At 46.0% G+C, this 21,128-nt stretch carries 19 protein-coding genes and 1 tRNA gene; 15 read left to right on the top strand and 5 right to left on the bottom strand.

All coding sequences use genetic code 11. The features are described 5' to 3' along the window. Positions 1-433 precede the first annotated feature (433 nt). A complete protein-coding gene (locus KO518_RS14585) occupies positions 434-2,830 on the top strand; it encodes a Lon protease family protein (RefSeq protein WP_216026526.1) in 2,397 nt (798 codons plus the stop codon). 54 nt (positions 2,831-2,884) lie between these two features. Here the strand turns inward: KO518_RS14585 and KO518_RS14580 are convergent, their stop codons facing one another. After that, the gene (locus KO518_RS14580) at positions 2,885-3,658 is read right to left on the bottom strand and encodes an SDR family oxidoreductase (protein ID WP_216026525.1); all 774 of its coding nucleotides are present in this window, start codon (positions 3,656-3,658) and stop codon (positions 2,885-2,887) included. An 89-nt stretch (positions 3,659-3,747) separates the two neighbouring features. Further along, the gene (gene yhbY / locus KO518_RS14575) at positions 3,748-4,044 is read right to left on the bottom strand and encodes a ribosome assembly RNA-binding protein YhbY (protein WP_216026524.1); all 297 of its coding nucleotides are present in this window, start codon (positions 4,042-4,044) and stop codon (positions 3,748-3,750) included. Positions 4,045-4,138: 94 nt separating this feature from the next. Between yhbY and rlmE the strand changes: the two genes are divergently transcribed. The 8 genes from rlmE to KO518_RS14535 all read left to right on the top strand — a co-directional run bounded on the left by rlmE (position 4,139) and on the right by KO518_RS14535 (position 10,770). Then, positions 4,139-4,768, top strand: a complete 630-nt coding sequence (rlmE, locus tag KO518_RS14570; protein ID WP_216026523.1) for a 23S rRNA (uridine(2552)-2'-O)-methyltransferase RlmE — start codon at positions 4,139-4,141, stop codon at positions 4,766-4,768. A gap of 151 nt (positions 4,769-4,919) precedes the next feature. Continuing rightward, the gene (gene ftsH / locus KO518_RS14565) at positions 4,920-6,869 is read left to right on the top strand and encodes an ATP-dependent zinc metalloprotease FtsH (protein ID WP_216026920.1); all 1,950 of its coding nucleotides are present in this window, start codon (positions 4,920-4,922) and stop codon (positions 6,867-6,869) included. Between the two features lie 113 nt (positions 6,870-6,982). After that, positions 6,983-7,825, top strand: coding sequence for a dihydropteroate synthase (folP, locus tag KO518_RS14560; RefSeq protein ID WP_216026522.1), 843 nt, complete (start codon positions 6,983-6,985; stop codon positions 7,823-7,825). Position 7,826: 1 nt separating this feature from the next. Then, positions 7,827-9,170 carry a phosphoglucosamine mutase gene (gene glmM, locus KO518_RS14555; protein ID WP_216026521.1) on the top strand — a complete coding sequence of 448 codons (1,344 nt, stop codon included), beginning with the start codon at positions 7,827-7,829 and terminating at the stop codon, positions 9,168-9,170. A 93-nt stretch (positions 9,171-9,263) separates the two neighbouring features. Further along, entirely contained in the window at positions 9,264-10,010 is a 747-nt protein-coding gene (gene tpiA, locus KO518_RS14550; protein WP_216026520.1) for a triose-phosphate isomerase, read from the top strand. A gap of 10 nt (positions 10,011-10,020) precedes the next feature. Continuing rightward, a complete protein-coding gene (secG, locus tag KO518_RS14545; protein ID WP_216026519.1) occupies positions 10,021-10,413 on the top strand; it encodes a preprotein translocase subunit SecG in 393 nt (130 codons plus the stop codon). Between the two features lie 7 nt (positions 10,414-10,420). After that, positions 10,421-10,505 (top strand) — tRNA-Leu (locus tag KO518_RS14540). 106 nt (positions 10,506-10,611) lie between these two features. Continuing rightward, positions 10,612-10,770, top strand: coding sequence for a YqaE/Pmp3 family membrane protein (locus KO518_RS14535; protein ID WP_216026518.1), 159 nt, complete (start codon positions 10,612-10,614; stop codon positions 10,768-10,770). Here KO518_RS14535 and KO518_RS14530 read toward each other — a convergent pair. Continuing rightward, positions 10,767-12,089, bottom strand: a complete 1,323-nt coding sequence (locus tag KO518_RS14530; RefSeq protein WP_216026517.1) for a DUF2254 domain-containing protein — start codon at positions 12,087-12,089, stop codon at positions 10,767-10,769. The genes KO518_RS14535 and KO518_RS14530 overlap by 4 nt on opposite strands. Before the next feature lie 3 nt (positions 12,090-12,092). Then, positions 12,093-13,733: a diacylglycerol kinase family protein gene (locus KO518_RS14525; RefSeq protein ID WP_216026919.1), complete on the bottom strand. Its 1,641-nt coding sequence runs from the start codon at positions 13,731-13,733 to the stop codon at positions 12,093-12,095. Positions 13,734-13,856: 123 nt separating this feature from the next. On the opposite strand from KO518_RS14525, the gene KO518_RS14520 reads away from it, so the two are divergent. Next, entirely contained in the window at positions 13,857-14,402 is a 546-nt protein-coding gene (locus KO518_RS14520; RefSeq protein WP_216026516.1) for a DUF2878 domain-containing protein, read from the top strand. Beyond that, entirely contained in the window at positions 14,399-15,085 is a 687-nt protein-coding gene (locus KO518_RS14515; protein ID WP_216026515.1) for an SDR family NAD(P)-dependent oxidoreductase, read from the top strand. Before KO518_RS14520 ends, KO518_RS14515 begins: the two co-directional genes overlap by 4 nt. 29 nt (positions 15,086-15,114) lie before the next feature. Here the strand turns inward: KO518_RS14515 and KO518_RS14510 are convergent, their stop codons facing one another. Next, positions 15,115-15,666, bottom strand: coding sequence for a hypothetical protein (locus KO518_RS14510; protein ID WP_216026514.1), 552 nt, complete (start codon positions 15,664-15,666; stop codon positions 15,115-15,117). A 379-nt stretch (positions 15,667-16,045) separates the two neighbouring features. On the opposite strand from KO518_RS14510, the gene KO518_RS14505 reads away from it, so the two are divergent. The 4 genes from KO518_RS14505 (at position 16,046) to KO518_RS14490 (ending at position 21,118) form a co-directional block, all read left to right on the top strand. Continuing rightward, positions 16,046-16,567, top strand: a complete 522-nt coding sequence (locus tag KO518_RS14505; protein WP_216026513.1) for a hypothetical protein — start codon at positions 16,046-16,048, stop codon at positions 16,565-16,567. A gap of 684 nt (positions 16,568-17,251) precedes the next feature. Then, a complete protein-coding gene (gene putP, locus KO518_RS14500; RefSeq protein WP_216026512.1) occupies positions 17,252-18,751 on the top strand; it encodes a sodium/proline symporter PutP in 1,500 nt (499 codons plus the stop codon). A gap of 13 nt (positions 18,752-18,764) precedes the next feature. Then, positions 18,765-19,874, top strand: coding sequence for a glutamate 5-kinase (gene proB, locus KO518_RS14495; RefSeq protein WP_216026511.1), 1,110 nt, complete (start codon positions 18,765-18,767; stop codon positions 19,872-19,874). After that, positions 19,871-21,118: a glutamate-5-semialdehyde dehydrogenase gene (locus KO518_RS14490; RefSeq protein ID WP_216026510.1), complete on the top strand. Its 1,248-nt coding sequence runs from the start codon at positions 19,871-19,873 to the stop codon at positions 21,116-21,118. The genes proB and KO518_RS14490 overlap by 4 nt, the downstream gene beginning before the upstream one ends. Positions 21,119-21,128 lie beyond the last annotated feature (10 nt).

Here is a 21,128-nt window from a genome sequence, read left to right as displayed (position 1 = left end):
TGTTGAGTAGGCTTCCGCGTTAAAATAGGTGACTTGCTGATAAGCCGCATAGAATAACCCAGTGCCATTGGTTCCCACAATAGCGACAACCGACTTTTATCCTTGTGTGGTGAGAAAATACACAAGGTTACCGCGTTTTGCGGGGGAGAAACTATGGCGCAGTCCATCGGCAGCTATTTTTTAAACGCAGGTGTGTGCCTGAGCCCGAAATGGAAAAATGTAGATTAAAAAATGTCAAAAGGTGAATTTTTTTGCCACTATCTGACAATTTAACGGTCAGTGGCGTTTTTTTAGTCATATAAACGTTAAAAGATACCATTTGAGGCTGAAAAAAGACTGTAAGTGGAAAAAATTCCGAGTTTTTCCATCTCTGGGGTTTGACAGTGGTAAGCTTTCGCGTTTCACTTACAAGAAAATGTGTAATCAGGACCTTATGAAAGGCTCAGCCTATCTCACACCTCTGGACGCCAGCGCGCTTACACCAAAAATAAATCGTCGGCAGATCAATCAGGCCCTTAAAGACGACGAGGCGCTTAATACGTCTTTTATTGGGCAGGAACGCGCCCGTGAAGCTTTGTCCTTTGGACTAGGTGTCAATGCGAAAGGGTATAACATTTACGTTATGGGCGAAGCGGCTACGGGGCGTTTTACTTTGGTGAAAGACCATATTGAACGCCACGTGTCAGCACTCCCTCCTCCGGAAGACTGGGTCTATTTGAATAATTTTGATGAGGAGCGGGAGCCCCTCTTGCTTCGAATGGCACCGGGTGAAGGAAAAACGCTGGTTAAAGATATCAGTGATTTAATTGATGATTTACTCGATACGTTTCCTGCTGCTTTTGACAACCCAGGCTACCAAAGACAAAAATCTGCGATAGCACGATCTTTCGAACGCAGGTACGACGAAGCTATTGATGCTGTTGAGCGCTATGCCCAGGCTCACGATGTGGCACTTTACGATGAATCCAACAGCATCACATTTGCTCCGATAGTAAACGGCAAACCTGTAACAGATGAAGAGTTTGCCGGGTTTGACGATGCCAAACGCAAATATTTTTACGATTTGATTGAAGAACTGGAAAACAGACTCACGGAGAGCCTGATAGGTCTACCAGTGTGGAAACGGGAGTCGTCTGAAAAGCTTCGCCAACTCAATAAAAAAACGGCTGAACAGGGTATTCGGCCTTTACTCAAAAGTCTCGAACATAAATACGCTGATCAGTTAGGCGTGTTGAAAACGCTTCGCCGCATGCGTAGTCATTTGGTCGACACAATCGTGTCACTGTTAGCAGAAGAAAACAAAGAAGACAAACCTGACGAACTTGACCGACGTCTCTACCTGGAGGAGTTGTATTTACCCAATGTGTTAGTCGGTCATCACGTGGAAGAGGGGGCGCCAGTCATATACGAAGCAAACCCCACGTATCAGAATTTATTCGGTAAGATTGAATACACTAATGTTCACGGTAGCGTGTACACTAATTATAGGATGATTCGGCCCGGCGCCTTGCATCGCGCAAACGGTGGATATTTACTTCTCGATGCGGATCAAGTTATTGAGCAACCCTTTGTTTGGGATGCGTTAAAATTGGCCATTAAATCCGGCTCTTTGAAAATGGATCTCCCCCAACAGGATGTAGGCATGGTAAATGCCATTACATTGAACCCCCAGCCGGTGGATTTGAACGTTAAAGTCATATTGTTGGGTTCCAGAGATCTTTATTACACCCTGCAGGATTACGATGACGAGTTTGACGAACTGTTTCGAGTACTCGTGGATTTCGACTATGAAATACCGGTTAATCGGCAATCTACGTTTAATTTTGTCGGCAAAGTCAGACACCAAGTTCAAGAGGCTGGACTAAAGGGCATTTCTTCAAAAGCAATGCAGCGTTTAGTGGAATACTCCCTTCGCAGGGCTGAGCATCAAGAAAAATTCTCAGCTCATTTTTCCGAAGTCATCGAGCTCATTCAGGAAGCCCGTTATTTTGCATTTCAGCAGCAAAGCTCACACCTTGAACTGGAACACCTTGAAATTGCACTTAGTGCGAAAAAGCGTCGTACAGGTCGTGTGAGCCAAGCATTGCTGAACGATATTAAGGAAGGACACGTTCTCATAGCCACCGAGGGTACGGCCACTGGCAAGGTGAATGGCCTTACTGTTCTTGAAGTCGGTGGTACCGCTTTTGGTACGCCGGCTCGCATCACTTCTACTGTATATGTGGGGGCCAGCGGCGTGGTAGACATTGAACGAGAAGTGGAATTGGGTCAACCCATACATTCCAAAGGGGTCATGCTGCTAACCGGGTACTTGGGCCATAAATACGCTCAACATTTTCCCCTCACGCTGTCTGCTAACATCGCGCTTGAACAATCCTACGGTCATATTGATGGAGACAGTGCGTCCCTCGCGGAATTGATCGCCCTTATATCAGCCCTGACTGATTTACCCGTCACCCAATCTTTGGCGGTTACTGGCTCGATAAATCAGTACGGTGAAGTTCAGGCCGTTGGCGGTGTTAACGAAAAAATAGAGGGCTTTTTTGATTTGTGTCAGCACCGAGGGCTAAATGGCGAACAAGGCGTAGTGATTCCCAAATCCAATGCTATTAACCTTGTGCTCGATAAAGTAGTAGTAGACGCGGTAAGGAAAGGATTGTTCAGTATCTATACGGTGGAAACCGTAGATGATGCTATTACACTGCTGATGCAAAAAGAAGCAGGGGCCATGTCTTCCCGTGGTCGCTATCACAAAAACTCGGTGAATTACCATGCGGTTAACCGGCTGTATAACATTGCATTAATGGTGAATGGCGGTGAGGACGAATAGCGCGCCTTACTGCTGTAAGGCGCGTTGAACACGTTTTTCAGCGTCTTTTCTGGCTTACTTAGGTTGCATTCTCAAGGCACCGTCTAAGCGGATAACTTCGCCGTTGATATAGCTGTTTTCCGCAATGTGCCCAACTAATTTCGCAAACTCACTGGGCTCGCCCAAACGCTGGGGAAAGGGGACGTTGCCGGCGAGGGCGCCCTGAACTTTTTCTGGCATGGCCAGTAGTAATGGGGTTGCCATAATGCCAGGCGCGATGGCGTTGACGCGAATAGCTGATGAGGCTAAATCTCTCGCCATTGGAAGCGTTAGCCCAACAATACCAGCTTTACTGGACGCGTAAGCAGCCTGACCAATTTGGCCTTCATATGCAGCGATCGACGCGGTGTTGATGATAACGCCACGTTCTCCATTGTCGTTAAGAGGCTGGCTAGCCATGACCTGTGCACATAGTCTGGCGACGTTAAAGGTACCAACCAAATTTATGTTTATCACTTTTTGGTAATCAGCCAGCGCACAAGCTGCACCGGATTTATTTAGTACCCTGACTGCCGGGGCAATTCCGGCGCAGTTTACACACAGGTCAATACCACCGAAGTCATTTTTTATACTATTAATGGCCTGACAAACTTGTTCATCGCTGGTGACATCGGCCTGGTAAAATCTGATTTGTTGGGAAGGTAACAATGTTAACGCCTGTTTAGCATGTTCAGCGTTGACATCGAGAAGCGCAACTTTCGCGCCCACGTGAGATAAATAGGTAGCCGCAGCAAGCCCAAGGCCTGATGCGCCTCCGGAAATAACTGCGGTCGAGTTAACAAGTTTCATAATTGAGCCCGTTGAGTTTACGTTTACGTAAGTGTAACGCGCTGCCTTTTGTTAACAAAGGTGTTACAACCCGGAGGGGTAAATTTGCTTTAATTTTTTGGCAACTGAATTTTACGCTCTTCGGTCGGCCGGTAAATGACCAAAACATGGCCAATGGTTTGTACTTTGGTTCCGTTAGTTTCCCGCACGATGGCATCCATGATCAGTGCTTTTTCTTCTTTGTCATCGGTAGGTACCTTTATTTTGATCAATTCATGGTGACTTAACGCGTAGTCGATTTCGGCGACCACGCCTTCTGTAAGACCGTTGGCACCCAGTTGAACTACTGGCTTTAAAGAGTGGGCCAGGCCCTTCAGAAATTGCTTTTGTTTATTTGAAAGTTTCATTTATCCGTTTTTCTTACAATTAAAATAACGTTATACCTTGAAATGACGTATTCTAACGCCATCTCGGTAACAATCCTAATGACATTGTAGTGGAATGACAAAAAAGAAACATTCGGCCAGCAGTAAACGCTGGCTAAAAGAACACTTTGATGACCAGTACGTGCAACAAGCCCAGAAGCAGGGTTGGCGTTCACGGGCCGTTTTTAAACTGGAAGAAATCCAGAGTAAAGATAAGCTTATCAAACAGGGTATGACGGCTGTCGACCTTGGTGCAGCGCCTGGGGGGTGGTCGCAACTCGCTTCGCAGCTGGTGGGCGATAAGGGACAGGTTATCGCCTGTGATATTCTGGGTATGGATCCCATTGTAGGCGTTGATTTTCTACAAGGGGATTTTCGAGAAGAAGCGGTATTAGAGACATTATTGAACAGAATCGGCGGTAAAAACGTAGATATCGTTATGTCCGATATGGCTCCTAATATGAGTGGAAATAATTCTGTGGATCAGAGCCGTTCCATGTACTTGTGTGAATTAGCACTGGACATGTGTCATCAGGTATTGAAACCAAATGGCAGTTTTGTCATCAAAGTATTTCAGGGGGAAGGGTTCGATGAATATTTCCGATCCATACGGGATGTTTTTAAAACCATCAAAACCCGAAAGCCGGACTCCTCAAGAGCGCGTTCTCGAGAGGTGTATTTGGTGGCTACAGGATACAAATTGTAGTAGGCTGTAGATTGGCGAAGTAGGGAACGCATTTCGTACGGAAATCTAAGGGAAGGTGCGCACTGTTTGGCAAGGATATGACTTACTTAACAGGCGAGGCAGAGAGCCGTCACTCATCCCGGACGTTCCGGTTTTATTAGAGGTTAGTAGCTTGAGCGATATGGCAAAAAATTTAATCTTATGGTTGGTCATTGCCGTTGTGCTAATGTCTGTTTTCCAGAGTTTTTCTCCTGGAGAATCGACAAAAGCGCAAACGGATTACACCACTTTTCTGAAAGAAGCAAACCAAGGAAATATCCGCGAGGTCCGTATAAACAGTGATGCTCGCGAAATACGTGGCACCCGTCGCAACGGGGAAGTCTTTGTCACTTATATTCCTTATTTCGACGATCAGTTGATTTCTGATCTGGTAAAAAAAGATGTGCGAGTATTAGGTGAACCGCCTGAGAAACCTTCTGTTTTGACCAGTATCTTTATTTCCTGGTTCCCGATGCTATTGCTCATTGCGGTGTGGATTTTCTTCATGAGACAAATGCAAGGTGGTGGTGGCCGCGGCGCGATGTCTTTTGGTAAGAGCAAAGCGCGTTTGTTGGGTGAAGATCAAATCAAAACAACGTTTGCTGACGTCGCTGGATGCGATGAAGCTAAAGAAGACGTTGCCGAGTTAGTAGACTTCCTTCGCGATCCGTCTAAATTTCAGAAACTGGGTGGTAAGATCCCCAAAGGCGTATTAATGGTAGGACCGCCGGGAACGGGTAAAACGTTGCTTGCGAAGGCTATTGCCGGTGAAGCGAAAGTGCCGTTTTTTACCATCTCAGGGTCTGATTTTGTCGAAATGTTTGTTGGTGTGGGTGCATCCCGTGTTCGCGACATGTTCGAACAAGCTAAGAAAGCGGCTCCTTGTATTATCTTTATTGATGAGATTGACGCCGTTGGCCGCCAACGCGGTGCCGGGTTAGGTGGCGGGCACGACGAGCGCGAGCAAACACTTAATCAGATGTTGGTTGAAATGGACGGTTTTGAAGGTCATGAAGGCATTATTGTCATAGCCGCGACTAACCGTCCCGACGTACTAGATCCAGCATTGTTACGCCCTGGCCGTTTCGACAGACAAGTGGTTGTTGGTCTGCCTGACATTCGCGGTCGTGAGCAAATTCTTAAAGTTCACATGCGCAAGGTGCCTATAGGTGAAAACGTAGAGGCTTCTGTGATTGCCCGTGGTACGCCAGGTTTCTCTGGTGCCGACCTGGCTAATTTGGTTAACGAAGCTGCACTTTTTGCTGCCAGAGCGAATAAGCGCTTAGTGGCAATGGAAGAGTTCGATAAAGCAAAAGACAAGATCATGATGGGCGCCGAGCGCAAGTCTATGGTCATGACCGAAGAAGAAAAGGCTATGACGGCCTATCATGAAGCTGGTCATGCTATTGTTGGTCGTCTTGTACCTGAACACGATCCAGTATACAAAGTGTCTATTATTCCGCGGGGAAGAGCGCTGGGTGTAACCATGTATTTGCCGGAACAAGATCGGGTTAGCCATTCTAAGCAACACTTGGAAAGTATGATTTCCAGTTTGTTTGGCGGTCGTATAGCCGAGCAAATTATTTACGGTGATGACAAAGTAACTACCGGTGCGTCTAACGACATTGAGCGGGCGACCGATATCGCTCGGAAAATGGTTACTCAATGGGGCCTGTCGAGTAAAATGGGACCCATGCTTTACGCGGAAGACGAAGGTGAGGTGTTCCTGGGCAAGTCAATGTCGAAGGCTTCACATATGTCTGATGATACTGCGCGTGCCATCGATGCTGAAATAAAAGCCATAATCGATAGTAATTATGAGCGTGCGTATAAGATTTTGGAGGAAAACATCGATATTCTTCACACCATGAAGGATGCGTTAATGAAATATGAAACCATTGATGCGAAACAAATCGATGATTTGATGGATCGCAGAGACGTAAGACCACCGGCAGATTGGGATGATCGTGCGCCGAAGGGCGATGGAAATCCCCCTGGTGGAAAACCAGGCCGAGAAGGCGAAATTACTGACGATGGCGTGGATAAACCATCCGTTGGCAAACCAGGCGACTTGCCTAGCTAATAGTAAACTCCATCACTTCAAAAGCGCCAGAAATTCTCTGGCGCTTTTCGCATCACCTCTCCCCATGGGCTAAAATAACATTACTCCCAAAATCAATTTGATAGATATACGCTATGCAATTTAAACATACTGAAATAGACCTTCAAGAGCCCCACGTAATGGGTATACTCAACGTCACACCGGATTCGTTTTCAGATGGCGGGCAACACAATACGGTGATAAATGCAGTGAAGCACGGGCGTAAAATGATAGCCGGCGGAGCTTCGTTTATTGATATAGGTGGAGAATCCACCCGGCCTGGAGCGCCGTTAGTCGGTGAACAGGAAGAACTGGACAGAGTTATTCCGGTGATTGAACAACTGGCGTGTGAAAATGAGGTTGTAATTTCTGTAGATACAAGCAAAGCCGCGGTAATGAAAGCCGCTGTGGAAGCTGGAGCGTCATTAATTAACGACGTAAGGGCACTCACTGAGCCGGGAGCAATAGAAGTCGCGGCAGCTTGCGATGTTCCGGTTTGTTTGATGCACATGAAAGGTCAGCCGGACAATATGCAGAATGCACCGACTTACGATGATGTGGTCGACGAAGTCATTAATTTTTTACTGGGACGAATCGACGCGTGTAAGCAGGCCGGCATAGACGATAGTCAAATTATGCTCGATCCGGGCTTCGGGTTCGGCAAACAGTTGGATCACAACTATCAGTTGCTTGCTGAACTTGGCAGAATAAATCATCTCGGTTACCCCTTGCTTATAGGGATGTCAAGAAAATCTATGATAGGTGATCTGCTAAATAAACCTGTTGATAAGAGAATGGCGGGCAGCATTGCACTGGCCACCATAGCGGCCCAAGCTGGGGCGAAAATCATCCGGGTACACGATGTGGATGAAACGGTAGATGCTGTAAAGATAGTGAAAAAAATTCAACAAATACGAAAAACAATTCAAGGAGCCTGAGATGGGTCAGCGTAAGTACTTTGGAACAGATGGCATTAGAGGGAAGGTGGGTGAAAGCGCTATAAACCCTGAGTTTGTTACCAAATTAGGCTGGGCTGCCGGAAAAGTACTGGCAGGCCATGGCACGAACAAAGTTCTCATAGGGAAGGATACGCGTATATCCGGATATATGTTGGAGTCGGCTTTGGAAGCGGGTCTTTCAGCCGCTGGCATCAATATCGGTTTACTCGGCCCCATGCCTACTCCTGCAATTGCCTACTTGACTAAAACGTTTCGCTCGGAAGCTGGCATCGTTATCTCTGCCTCTCATAACCCTTATTACGACAATGGCATTAAGTTTTTTTCATCTGATGGTTTCAAACTCGATGATGACATTGAGCTGGCGATTGAATCTATGCTCGATGAACCTATGACCTGTGTGGCGTCAAATAAATTAGGTAAGGCAACCCGGATCAATGACGCAGCAGGCCGATATATCGAATTTTGCAAAGGCACATTTCCATCTGATTTGTCGTTAAAGGGGATGAAAATAGTAGTCGATTGTGCCCATGGTGCAACGTATCACATTGCTCCTAACGTGCTATCAGAACTGGGTGCTGAAGTTATCGAAATAGGCACCTCTCCTGATGGCCTCAACATAAATGAGAAAGTGGGGGCGACATCTATGCGTGCGACGGTAGAAAAAGTATTGGAAACCGGTGCCCATCTTGGCTTTGCCCTCGACGGCGATGGCGACAGGATCATGTTAGTCGATCATTTAGGAAACGTACTTGATGGTGATGAAATACTGTATATCGTCGCTCGGGATGCTTTAAAATCAGGCCGCTTGTCCGGTGGTGTTGTAGGTACGTTAATGAGCAATCTGGGTTTGGAAGTCGCTCTTAGCAAATTGGGTATTCCGTTTGCGCGCAGTGCAGTTGGCGATCGCTACGTTATGGAGTTACTACAACAAAAAGGCTGGGCAATTGGCGGAGAAAACAGTGGCCATGTACTCAATTTAAACATTGCGTCTACTGGAGACGGGATTGTTGCAGGATTACAGGTAATTACAGCGATGCTGCGCTCTGGCATGGATTTACATCAATTGAGCAGTGGTTTTGAAAAGTTTCCTCAGAAATTAATAAACGTGAGGTACAATGAAGGCGCGAGCAGTCCGCTGGAAAATGGTAGTGTGAAAGATGCCGTGAATACCGCAGAAGCCGCATTGGGGAAATCAGGTCGAGTATTACTCAGAAAGAGTGGAACTGAGCCCCTGATTCGCGTAATGGTTGAGTCTGATGACGAGATGCATTCACTAAAATGGGCTGAATCTATAGCAGATGCTGTACGTAAAGTGGCCAATTAGTTGATTCGGCTAAAATAATGTTATTTTTAGACTTGTATATTTGGGCGGGAATCGTTAATATCACGCCCGCTTTGAGACAGGGTTTGGTCTGACATGAATACAGTAACAAGAAAACGCCTGGTAGCAGGTAACTGGAAAATGAACGGGTCACGCAATCTGGCCAGTGAGTTTATCTCCGCTCTGAGCGCCTTTAGCAGTGAAACTGTCGATGTGGTTTTATGTCCGCCGGCGATTCTGATATCATCCTTTGAACAAAGTGATGTTATTGTCGGTGCGCAAGATGTGAGTCAGTTTGACAGTGGGGCTCATACTGGTGATTTGTCAGTATCCATGCTAGCTGATTTTGGTTGCAAATTCTGTATTGTCGGCCATTCTGAGCGCAGAGAGGATCACGGCGAGAGTAATGAGCTGGTTGCAGAAAAAGCGCTCAAAGTGCTTGAAGCTGGTATGACGCCGATTATATGTTGTGGCGAGCCACTCTCGGTAAGAGAAAGTGGTGATGTTAAAGATTTTGTCCGTAAGCAATTAGATGCCGTGTTTACACATATTGATGTGTCTTTACTTGGCAATGCAGTAATTGCCTATGAGCCTATTTGGGCTATTGGCACTGGGAAAACAGCTTCTCCGGAAGAAGCGCAGGATGTACACGCATTTATTCGACAGTACATTGCTGAAAAAGACAGTGATTTATCACACTCAATGCTGTTGTTATATGGTGGAAGTGTAAAGCCTGACAACGCTGAAGCGCTGTTTGCAAAACAGGACATCGACGGTGGACTGATTGGCGGCGCTAGTTTGAAAGCAAACGATTTTATTGCAATCTGCCAAGCGGCAAATTGACGAGGTATTTATGTTATACGAAGTGCTGTTAGTGGCTTACCTGATTGTTGCACTCATGCTTATAGGCTTTGTGCTCATTCAACAGGGCAAGGGAGCTAACATGGGAGCATCGTTTGGTGGTGGCGGTTCTAATACAGTATTCGGTTCCAGTGGATCGGGTAACTTTATGACGAAAACAACATCAGTACTGGCGACATTGTTCTTTGTGTTGAGTTTGTTTTTAGGCAACATTACTGCCAACACAGAAAAAGCTGAAGATGGTTGGGATGATCTTTCTGCTCCAGTCGTAGAAGATTCAATACCAGTTGTTACGGAGTCAGAAGTAAATAGTTCTGATGTCCCAAGTGTTGAAGTTGAAGATGTGCCGGTAACGGACAATCAGACTGACGATGTACCTAATTAATGTTTTTGCGGAAGTGGTGGAATTGGTAGACACGCCATCTTGAGGGGGTGGTGACTTCGGTCGTGCGGGTTCAAGTCCCGCTTTCCGCACCAATTTGAAAAAGCTAACTCAATTGAGTTAGCTTTTTTTTTACCATTGGTAAGTTTGTGCATTAAACTTGCTTCATAATGAATAAACTCATCAATGAAAGGAAAGATCATGGATATTATTCGCATTATATTGTCAATTTTACTGCCACCTTTGGGGGTATTTTTACAAGTGGGAATTGGCCCGCAGTTTTGGATAAACATTCTGTTGACCTTGCTTGGTTATATACCTGGTATTGTGCACGCAGTGTATATAATTGCGACCCGCTAGGTGCCGAGGCTCAGTGCCGCGGTGTACGCGTCACTGAGTGCTTTTTGATCGTACTTAGACAGCCTGTGGAAATTGGCACTCTCAAACACTGCATCTACATGGTAGTTGTAAAGCGTACTGTATTGCTTCCCTTCCTCCTGACATTTCTTTAAGCAGGTCAGTAAGTGTATTAATACATCAGGGTGTGCCGCGGCGGCTTGTCGAAGTTGACAAAAAGCAGTGTCGAGCACCTCGGCAAATGATATGGTTTTCCGCACCATCCACTGTTTACTTTGTTGATGTACGAGAGCCTCGGCGGGAAATGTTCGCTTATTCAAATATAAACATATTGTGGTTAACCTGTCTGCGCAGGTCATGGCTGTCATGGGATCATTTATACCGGGCGATAGTGCCCGCAAACTTATTTCTACTATTTGTGTGAGCCCGAATACCGGATCTTGAATGGCTGTTCGTCGTTTGCCAAGTACCAGGTTTTTTTTCAGTGTATCTATTACATCTTTCTTTAGCGGATAAATTGAATAAACGGTAAATACATCCTGCGTGTGGGTAACGTAGTCACCAGCCTTTACATGAATGTGAAAGCCGCTCACAAATTCACGTTGTTGAGATAAAAAATTCTGATAATCTATGCGTTGTACGTAGCCTGCTTGCCCGAGTTTAACGGCGACAGAGTAATGAGGTGGCGATATCATGGCTTTAGGAATTGCCTTGGTCGTTTCCCTGTCGCTATGTTGTGGTAAATACGCTGTCATGCGCAGCAGGCAATCCTTGTAGCAGCGCTCAACAATCTCATCTACCTGTATGAAACGGGCAATATGGTGAATATAGTAAATTAACACCATGGTATCGGCAAAGCCAATGCCCAGGACACTTACCCCTATTGTGGATGCTGACGTGATTTGTGCATCTTTTGAACCGAGATGGTAAATTACAATAAGACAATAGATGAATGTGGACGTCAAAGTCCCCAGTACAATTTGTGTTCCGCGGTCATCCATGAATGTTTGCAGTAATCGGGGGCCAAACTGCGACGAAGCCATGGTTAACGCCACAAGTGTCATAGAAAACGCAATGCTGGTGGCCGTTATAATAGACGTAGCAACAGTGGACGCCAGTGCTCGTGCCGCATTTGGCAAAAGTATGATCAACGCGTCTCCGAGGGGTTCATTCGCTGTAGCTGCTGGCAACCATGACGTACTGATGTAGCCCAGAAAAAACGCTCCGATAATCATTATAGTGGGAATGAACCAATAACTTGCCCTTATGCTTTCCCAATATGGCCTTAGCGTGTTGTATAACAAAAAGTTCGATATTTTCATTAGTTAAACATCCCGACGACCTGTGTGCTCTTGCTCTGAGGATGTTAAAACAGAGAGGCTGGCAGGGACGGTGGTAATAGTAAGTGATTCGTCTTCTTTGATTTCGCCATCGATGGCATAAGGCGTTTTCCCAGGAAGTTCAATATGTACTGTACGTACCTGCTGATGTCTGATTGTGTCTGATTGCTGTTTTGATGCTTTGTTTGTGAAAACCAATTCGGCTAAGGACAAGAGCTGAGTCTCACCTGATGGTTGAGGGAGTAGCCAAGTGATGTCCATAAGACCGTCAGTGATATCTGGTAGGTCACCACCTTGAGCAAGAGCAGTGGTGATAGGGGCTGCATTGGCGATGACGAAACTGGGCGTCTCTATTTCTATAGCGGCTTCATCGTTAAATTGCACGTTGAGTGTCATATTGTTGTTAGCGGATATGGCGTTCCAAAGTCCTTTCAGGTAAGCAAACTGGCCACCACTATTTTTTTCTTCGCGATCAGCTTCGGCGATCATTTCCTGCTCAAAACCTACGGCAGCTACCAGTAGCATCATGTCGTCGTTGCAACGGGTGGTGTCCATGTCGACAGTATGACCTTTTATGATAATGTCACAAGCAGTCTGCACGGGCATTATCTTGCTAATATAGCCATGCAGAACTTGACTTAGCGCATTAGCCGTTCCAAGTGGAATCACCCCCAGTACAGTCTTGTGGGCGACACAGACAGCGGCAACTTCGCTTACTGTTCCGTCCCCTCCGCAGGCAACGAGTGTTTCTGCGCCAGCTTCTGCGGCTTGGATTGCCAGCGCTTTAGCATCTGTTTGAGGGGTGGTTTCATGAATAGTAACTCGGAAGTGTGGGTTTAGCATTGCAAGTATATCGTCTTTTTCTTCTGTCCATTTCCCGCCTCCGGAAACCGGATTTGCAATGAGGTGCAACGAACGAGTTAGTTTGAGGAGGCCCCCTTGTTGAATTGCCCGGAGCGCTTTCATCTGTTTTTTATTTAAACGGGCAGTTTGTCTTATTGATTGAATTTTATTCATTGCCTCTTCAACAGAGAGAGTTGGAGACGTTGCCAGTAAGTAAGCTGCTACCGTTAGTACTGAGCGTCCTCTTCCCAATGCACAGTGCACCACTACCCCTGTACCTCTTTTTCGATGTTGGTCGATAAAATTGATTGCGGTATTAAGTTGCGCCACGGTTGGACTCGTGTGGTCGAGAACAGGAATGTTGAGATAGGCAATATCGTATTGATAAGCTGACCAATCAAGGCCGTCAAATTCAGCTGTTACATCGAGTACTGCACCTACGCCTTGCTTTTTCAAGTTCTCAACGTCGTGGCCAAACAACCGACAGGCGAGTAGCAGATTGTCTTCAATTTTCTGAATTGCCGGAACTTTGTCATTGCTTCGCGCCCATGTGTTATAAGCACCAGTACCCAGGAGAAAAGGAATGAAAATCCAGCGAATATACAAGGGAATCGTACCATCATGTCGTTTGCGAAATAAGCTGGGGTATTCAAAAATATAGGCTACCGAGACGCAAGCCAGCGAGAAGCTTGTCCAAGCAAAAAGCACTGCCACAGGCCAGTATGGAAAAAACCAAGCGAATAAGGCAGTGGCTATCGCTCCCGTAAGGTAGTACTTCACCATTTTCAAAGATGATCTCCTTTATACTCAGGACGTGAACTAACTCTATTTTTCTACGTATATAATTTCAGATACGAAATCTGTGGCATGTGGATTCCTCAATGTTTAAATTTAAGTTGTACTACAGTGAATAAACGCCCGTTAAATAAAGTCATCAACTTTATTTGGTTTCAGGTTATATGGTTTCTGGTTATCTTCCATCAATACACGTATTTATGGGTGGTGGCTTTACTGATTATGGCTCACTTTATGGTCAGTCCATACGGGCGCAACGATATTTGTTTTGCCCTGGCGATTGGCTTGTATGGTTCGGTTGTGGATGGGCTGCTAACGCATTTTGGTATCTTTGTATTTCCAACTTCTGACTTGTGGTTTATACCCATGTGGCTGGTAGCACTTTGGATTGCATTTGGCATAATGCTTCGGGTCAGTCTGGATTATTTACATCACAGGTTTGCATTGTCTGCGTTTCTTGGTGCCGTATCAGGCCCATTGAGCTATTGGGCTGGCGCGCGATTCGGCGCAGTGACATTTCCCTTATCCCTGGCAGCAACACTGACGGTTGTAAGTGCTGTGTGGGCCATTACCGTGCCCCTTTGGATGTGGTTAAACAATCGCTTTGTCAGTTTGTTACGCCAGCAGGGTCTATCATCGAGAGAGGAGAGCAAATGACTTCTACAGTATTGGTCACGGGCGGTAATCGCGGTATCGGTTTAGAAATGGTTAAAGGCTTTGCCAAACAGGGGTGTAAAGTATTACTGGGCTGCAGAGAAGAGGACGATGGTCTCAAAGCTAAAGAAGACGTGGTAGGTGCAGATATTCAGGTGATAGAAATCGATCTGAATGACAAACAGTCTTTACAGGACAATGTGGTTCGCGCTCAAGCGGTATTTGGTGATATCGATGTTCTAGTGAATAACGCCGGCGTTCTCTGTGAAGACAATTGGGAAAGGGTATCTGATGATGCACTTAAAGAAGCAATGCAAGTGCACGTGCACGGGCCAATGGCAATCATCAGGCACGTGTTACCTGCTATGATCGAACGCAACTACGGGCGTATCGTTAACGTTTCCTCTGGCTGGGGCGCATTTAGCGAAGGAATGGAAGGACCTCCGGCATATGCGCTTAGCAAGGCAGCAATGAATGCCCTGACTTTGCATCTTGCGCGGAAAATTGACGCTGACAACGTAAAAATAAATGCGATGTCGCCGGGCTGGGTTCATACCAGAATGGGTGGAAGTGATGCGCCATTAACTCCTGAAGAGGGGGCCGAAACGGCAATTTGGCTGGGTCTTTTAGACGAAGATGGTCCTACCGGAAAATTTTTTCGCGACAAACAATTGATAGAATGGTAGCGCAGTCGTAATCCTGCTGTGGGCGAGGTTTACCTCGCCGCTTCGACCACTTTTGTACTATACTGGCAGAGTATATTGTGTATTGTCGTGGGTGACTGATGCTTATCAATATTAACCACTAGCGCAAACTTCCGGCGCTTAATCGCACTGCGGACTATTTCGATGATGTGAGTACGGTCTGGTCTCAAACCTAGTAACCCCGCAGCAAATAAACCAATGAACAGGCCCGGACTAATAAGCGCTATATAGGTGAAAACCGGGTTGTTTATGGTCAGGGCAGGGCCGTATCTGACAAGCAGGAAAGCCGCAACCATACCCACTGCAAAACCCGCAAAGCCAAGTACAAGGTGAGAGTGCCACATACTGCGGCCGAGTTTACTGCTTTCGACTTCCAACTTTTCACTGAAGCCGTCGTCCAAAGGCTTTATTAAGGCGTATTGGCTTTCGGACATGCCAATGCGTTGCACCAGTGTGTCAATAGTTGTCAGTGCATCACGCTCTGATTCGAATACCGCTGCAACCTGGGTATTCGACGCGCCCACCAATCTGTGGATGTCTTTCAAGGTTGCTCTGTTACTCATGTCATTCTCCATTTGTGTTTCTTGCAATTGATAGCGCGCGAAATTATTCGGGCAATCAGTTGTACCTCACTGTTTCGATAACTATTTTCGATAACTATTCAAAGATTATTCCTGCTATAAAAAGATGTTGTATTTCAGTGGGGTAATGATGCAGACAGTCACACGGTAAGAAGATACACACAGTGTAATCCTATGAAGTGTGAAGATTTTTCTTTGTCAGTGAAAAATATTCTCAACACTAGATAGGGCAACGAGGCTGAAAATGACGTTGTTAGCGGTATTTTCTCAAACATAGCTAGAATTACGGGAAACAAACAATTATGGCTTTTTCATTGCATTAAATGACGATGAATGAGCAAAACGGAATACGGACGGTGTTGTGAACGCACAATCAGAAGACCAACATTGCGTTGCTGAAAATGGCGACTGGGAAAACAGTAATATTGGGAGCAGAGCACCGCGGGTAATAATTTTATCCGACAGGCCACTGAGGAATTTGTGCGGTCGATTCAGTGATCAAGGGATGCAGGCCAAACTTATCGATGCAGATTATGCCCTTCGCAATTTGGCTGAGTTTGATGATGTCAGTGCGGTGGTATTCTGTATAGGTGATGAACAACGCACAACTCGAATGTTGGTATTACGCAATTTGCTGAAAAAGTTGGGCGTTATTTTCTACGGCCATCCCCCTGTTGCTAGCGCATATTTAATGCAGCCAGTAACGCGAGCAGATATGCTGTTTGACGTGATTCAATTGTCGCGGTGGTGTAGTTGCAACAACATGCTATGGCTACCTCCCGTTAATCTTGAGTGCCCGACGGTAGGCACAGATGCAGATAACTATGTGTCGCATATTTACCACGCAGTTTTGCGTTGGAATGAGCACACCACGCCTTATTAGCCGTGAGTGATACATGCTTAACAATAGCAAGATGCAAGTGCGGTGTGGAGCAGATTAACAATAAGCGCAACAAAGCTCGTAATGAAAAGTCATCGACTCGGCACTCGCGGATCTGGTTGGTGACAGCTTTTGCAGCAACGATTCTCGCGCATGGGCGTGGGCCCAATATTACCTTCACCCGAAGCTATTCTCAAAGCAGGATCTCAAAACGACCAGATCTGATGTGGTGAATGAAATTCATGGCATTCTAACGCGAGATTGTTCATCTTAATGTGAATCGCTGAGGTTTTAAGCGCTAATTAAGCAAATAATTCTGTCATAAAATAGTAATGTATTAAATCGACATGAAAGGTATTTGACTGACACAAAAACGACCATAAACCTTAATCACTGCGCCTGTATATTAACTTTCCACTGAAGTTTAATAATATAATTGTATGAATAATATGGTTTTATTTTTATTTTAAATCTTTTATTGTATTTTCGGATTCTATTTAACCAGAAAGGGACTAAATGCCAATTAGTTTGAGTATTAATTATTTCATCTTGAATTAAATGGTGGTTTTTGGTTATAATTAGAGCTCAAACTAATTTGTTGATGTTTATCGATTAACGTAGACGTCAATCATATAAAGCGCTTCGAGCGCTTTTTATTTTAACTGAGCAAGGGGTACGCGCAGACGTATGCAAATTGAAAGTTATCTGTCACTGGGCATTTATTTTCTCGCGATGCTGGGTATAGGGTTATTTGCTTACCGGCATTCAACCAGTGATATTTCCGGATACATTTTAGGTGGGCGAAAAGTAAGCCCGCAGGTTACGGCGCTGTCAGCAGGTGCCTCAGATATGAGTGGCTGGATGCTGATGGGGCTACCTGGTGCGATGTTTGTTTCGGGGTTTGACGCCTTGTACATTGCCATTGGTTTGCTGGTTGGTGCATTAGCCAATTACTGGCTTGTGGCGCCAAAGCTTCGGGTGTACACAGAAGTCGCTGATGATTCCCTTACGGTACCGGAGTTCTTCGCCAAGCGATTCGGTAATCCCAATGCACACATTCGCATGGTGTCTGCTGCAATAATTGTGCTCTTTTTTACCTTGTATACATCGGCCGGTCTTGTCGCTGGCGGTAAGTTGTTCGAAAGCGCTTTTGGTGTGCAATACCAATGGGGCCTGGTCATTACGCTGAGTGTGGTCGTTGCTTACACTTTGTTGGGTGGTTTTTTAGCTGTGAGCATGACCGATTTCGTGCAGGGCTGCATTATGTTTGTGGCCTTAGTGTTGGTGCCCGTAGTTGCAATATCCCAATTCCAAAGTACCGGTGAAATGACAGCTGCGGCTTATGAGTCTATTCCCAGTCTCAGTGAGTCGTGGGGAGCGGTGACAACAATTGGATTATTTTCCAGCCTGGCATGGGGGCTCGGTTATTTCGGGCAACCTCATATCATCGTGCGTTTTATGGCGATTCGCTCAGTTAAATCTGTGGCAGTAGCCAGAAACATCGGTATGTCGTGGATGTTCGTCACAATTGTCGGAGCCTTGGGGACAGGCTTTGTCGGGATTGCTTATGCCAACGAATTCGGGTTGGCAGTAGACGATCCCGAAACAATATTTATTATTTTCTCTGAACTGCTGTTTCATCCGTTCATTAGTGGTTTTCTAATGGCCGCTATTTTGGCTGCCATCATGAGCACGATATCGTCACAGTTGCTGGTGTCTGCCAGTTCTCTGACCGAAGATATCTATCGGGTAGTTTCAAAAAAAACGCTGGATGAATCCTCGACCGTGCGAATCGGGCGTTACGGTGTTGCTGGTGTTGCAATTGCTGCTATGGTTCTGGCACTCGATGCCTCAAACACAATTCTATCATTGGTCAGCAATGCGTGGGCTGGTTTCGGTGCCGCATTTGGCCCTCTTGTCCTGTTTTGTCTGTACAAGAAAGATCTTACCGCTAATGCTGCGATGGCGGGCATTGTTAGCGGAGCGGCAACGGTGCTGTTCTGGATATATGCACCGATCCTAGAAAACGGTGCAACGCTGAGCAGCGTTATTTATGAAATTATTCCAGGGTTTGCAGTTAGTACACTAACGCTGTGGCTGGTCTCTGCATTCGGCGAGGCGCCGTCGACTGAAGTTCAGGCGATGTTCAGCGAAGCAAGCCGGGAACTGGCGAATCAACAATCTTAAGGTGAATGTGAATATGAAACGCAAAAATTGGAAACGCATCGTGGTTAAAGTAGGGAGTGCGCTAATATCGCCCAACCGAAAAGGATGCAGCAGCCATTACCTGCTCAGTATTGCACAATTTATTGTTAAGTGTCGTGCAATGGGGACTCAGGTCGTGTTGGTGTCTTCGGGGTCAGTAGCTGCAGGCGCTCATCAGTTTCCCGATGGAGAGCGCTCAGACATTACTATAAAAAAAGCTATGGCGGCGGCCGGACAGACTGAAATGATTGCAACCTGGGACCGACTCTTTGACTTTCCTTCCGCGCAGATTTTGCTAACCCATGCTGACTTGCGGGATAGAGAGCGATACGTCAGCATCAGAGATACTATTTTTAGTCTGCTTGACCATAATATTCTGCCTATCATCAATGAGAATGATACGGTAACCACTGACAAGTTAAAAGTGGGAGACAACGATAACCTTTCTGCCATGGTGGCAGCGGCGGCAGATGCTGATGCACTCATCATCTGTTCGGATGTTGACGGGTTATACGACAAAAACCCGCATACTCACGACGATGCAATTTTGTTGTCATCAGTGGCGAATATTGATCAGTCCATCTACGCGATGGCAGGAGGCGCTGCGAAAGGTGGCGTGGGGACCGGCGGAATGCGCACGAAAATAGAGGCTGCGGAAAAGGCTGTTTCTCATGGCATAGATACATATATTATTAACGGGTTTACCGAACTGTCGTTTAATATGTTACTGAACGGCAAGAATCCGGGAACACATTTTGAAGCCCATGAAAAGCCAATGGCGGAGAATGAGCATTGGATGCGCCATACCACTCGCGCCCAGGGCGAAGTTATCGTGGAAAGCGAGTTTGCGCCAAATTTATCGGATAATGCAGAGTCGTTAACGAGTAAAGAAATTATAGATGTAAAAGGCGAGTTTTCAGTGGGCGATACCATCATAGTGCGGAAGGATGATGGTACCAAACTGGTAAAAGCCCGCTCGAACTATAGCAGTTGTCTGCTTAATTTTATCGCCAATCAGGAGAACGAAGAATTTGCCTCCGAGTTTGAAGAGCAAACTGGGCCGATTATTTCGAAAAAGAATTTAGCAAATTTGGAGAAAGAATGAGTTTAATTACTACCTTAGCAAACGACGCCAAAAAAGCTTCTCAGCGCTTGGCGGTATTGGACACGCAGACAAAAAATGCGGTGCTTAAGGATATGGCTGCGGCTATTCGTAGCAATAAAGAGACAATTAAACAGGTCAATGAAAAAGAGGTTGCTCGGGCAAGAGAAGGGAATCTCGATGCGGCTATGATTGACCGTCTGATCCTGGACGACGCTCGTATAGAAGCCATGGCAGAAGGTATTGAGGTTATCATCAACCTCGACGATCCCGTGGGGCAGGAACGGGTTATCGGAACGCGGCCCAACGGCATTGAAATTAAGAAAATGCGGATACCTTTAGGGGTAGTTTGCATGATTTATGAAGCGCGCCCTAATGTAACTGCTGATGCCGGTGCACTGTGTTTTAAATCCGGCAACGCTGTTATATTGCGAGGTGGTAAAGAAGCGCTCGATTCAAGCTTGGCAATTGCGGGTTTATTACAAAGTGTATTAGAGCAACACGGCCTGCCGAAGGCGCTCATCACTGTGGTGCCAGATCCGGATCGCGCACTAATGCAAGAACTAATGGAACAACGGAAGTTCATTGATGTGATCATTCCCCGTGGTGGTGAGGGACTCATCAATTACGTCACTGAAAATTCAAAAGTTCCCGTTATTCAGCATTTTAAAGGTGTATGTCATTTGTATGTCGACAAAGATGCTGACCTCACCAAAGCAATGAACATATTGTTGAATGGCAAAACTCAACGCACTGGCGTATGTAATGCTTTAGAAGGGCTGATTGTGCATGAAGCTGTTGCAGGAGACTTCATGCCCAAGGTTGCCAGTGCGCTTAAGCAGCACAATGTAACTGTTCATGTAAATGAAAAAGGCGCTGCGTATTTTGTCGATGCCGATGTCATTACAGAAGATGCTTACGGTGAAGAATACCTTGACCTCGAAATTGCCATTCGCGTTGTTGATGATTTCGACGGTGCTATTAGACATATCGCTGACTTTGGGAGCAATCACACAGAAGTCATTTGTACGGAAAATGCTGAAACAGCAGCCCGTTTCCAGCGAGCCGTTGATGCCTCGGTGGTTATGGTTAATGCATCTTCCCGATTTTCTGACGGTAGTCAGCTGGGGCTGGGCGCGGAAATTGGCATTGCCACTACTAAGTTACATGCTTATGGACCAATGGGACTCGAGTCATTGACCGCCGAGAAGTATTTGGTGAATGGTTCAGGCCAAGTCAGAGACTAAAAAACTAATT

The organism is Aestuariibacter sp. A3R04 (genome assembly GCF_018860805.1).
Taxonomy (GTDB): domain Bacteria; phylum Pseudomonadota; class Gammaproteobacteria; order Enterobacterales; family Alteromonadaceae; genus Alteromonas.
This window is presented reverse-complemented; position numbering and strand designations above follow the sequence as displayed.

Coding starts and splice junctions, on each gene's coding strand:
- KO518_RS14530 (WP_216026517.1), bottom strand. CDS start 12,089: ATGAAAATATCGAACTTTTTGTTATACAACACGCTAAGGCCATATTGG.
- tpiA (WP_216026520.1), top strand. CDS start 9,264: ATGAATACAGTAACAAGAAAACGCCTGGTAGCAGGTAACTGGAAAATG.
- putP (WP_216026512.1), top strand. CDS start 17,252: ATGCAAATTGAAAGTTATCTGTCACTGGGCATTTATTTTCTCGCGATG.
- folP (WP_216026522.1), top strand. CDS start 6,983: ATGCAATTTAAACATACTGAAATAGACCTTCAAGAGCCCCACGTAATG.
- proB (WP_216026511.1), top strand. CDS start 18,765: ATGAAACGCAAAAATTGGAAACGCATCGTGGTTAAAGTAGGGAGTGCG.
- KO518_RS14510 (WP_216026514.1), bottom strand. CDS start 15,666: ATGAGTAACAGAGCAACCTTGAAAGACATCCACAGATTGGTGGGCGCG.
- KO518_RS14515 (WP_216026515.1), top strand. CDS start 14,399: ATGACTTCTACAGTATTGGTCACGGGCGGTAATCGCGGTATCGGTTTA.
- KO518_RS14490 (WP_216026510.1), top strand. CDS start 19,871: ATGAGTTTAATTACTACCTTAGCAAACGACGCCAAAAAAGCTTCTCAG.
- KO518_RS14585 (WP_216026526.1), top strand. CDS start 434: ATGAAAGGCTCAGCCTATCTCACACCTCTGGACGCCAGCGCGCTTACA.
- yhbY (WP_216026524.1), bottom strand. CDS start 4,044: ATGAAACTTTCAAATAAACAAAAGCAATTTCTGAAGGGCCTGGCCCAC.
- rlmE (WP_216026523.1), top strand. CDS start 4,139: ATGACAAAAAAGAAACATTCGGCCAGCAGTAAACGCTGGCTAAAAGAA.
- KO518_RS14535 (WP_216026518.1), top strand. CDS start 10,612: ATGGATATTATTCGCATTATATTGTCAATTTTACTGCCACCTTTGGGG.
- secG (WP_216026519.1), top strand. CDS start 10,021: ATGTTATACGAAGTGCTGTTAGTGGCTTACCTGATTGTTGCACTCATG.
- KO518_RS14525 (WP_216026919.1), bottom strand. CDS start 13,733: ATGGTGAAGTACTACCTTACGGGAGCGATAGCCACTGCCTTATTCGCT.
- KO518_RS14580 (WP_216026525.1), bottom strand. CDS start 3,658: ATGAAACTTGTTAACTCGACCGCAGTTATTTCCGGAGGCGCATCAGGC.
- glmM (WP_216026521.1), top strand. CDS start 7,827: ATGGGTCAGCGTAAGTACTTTGGAACAGATGGCATTAGAGGGAAGGTG.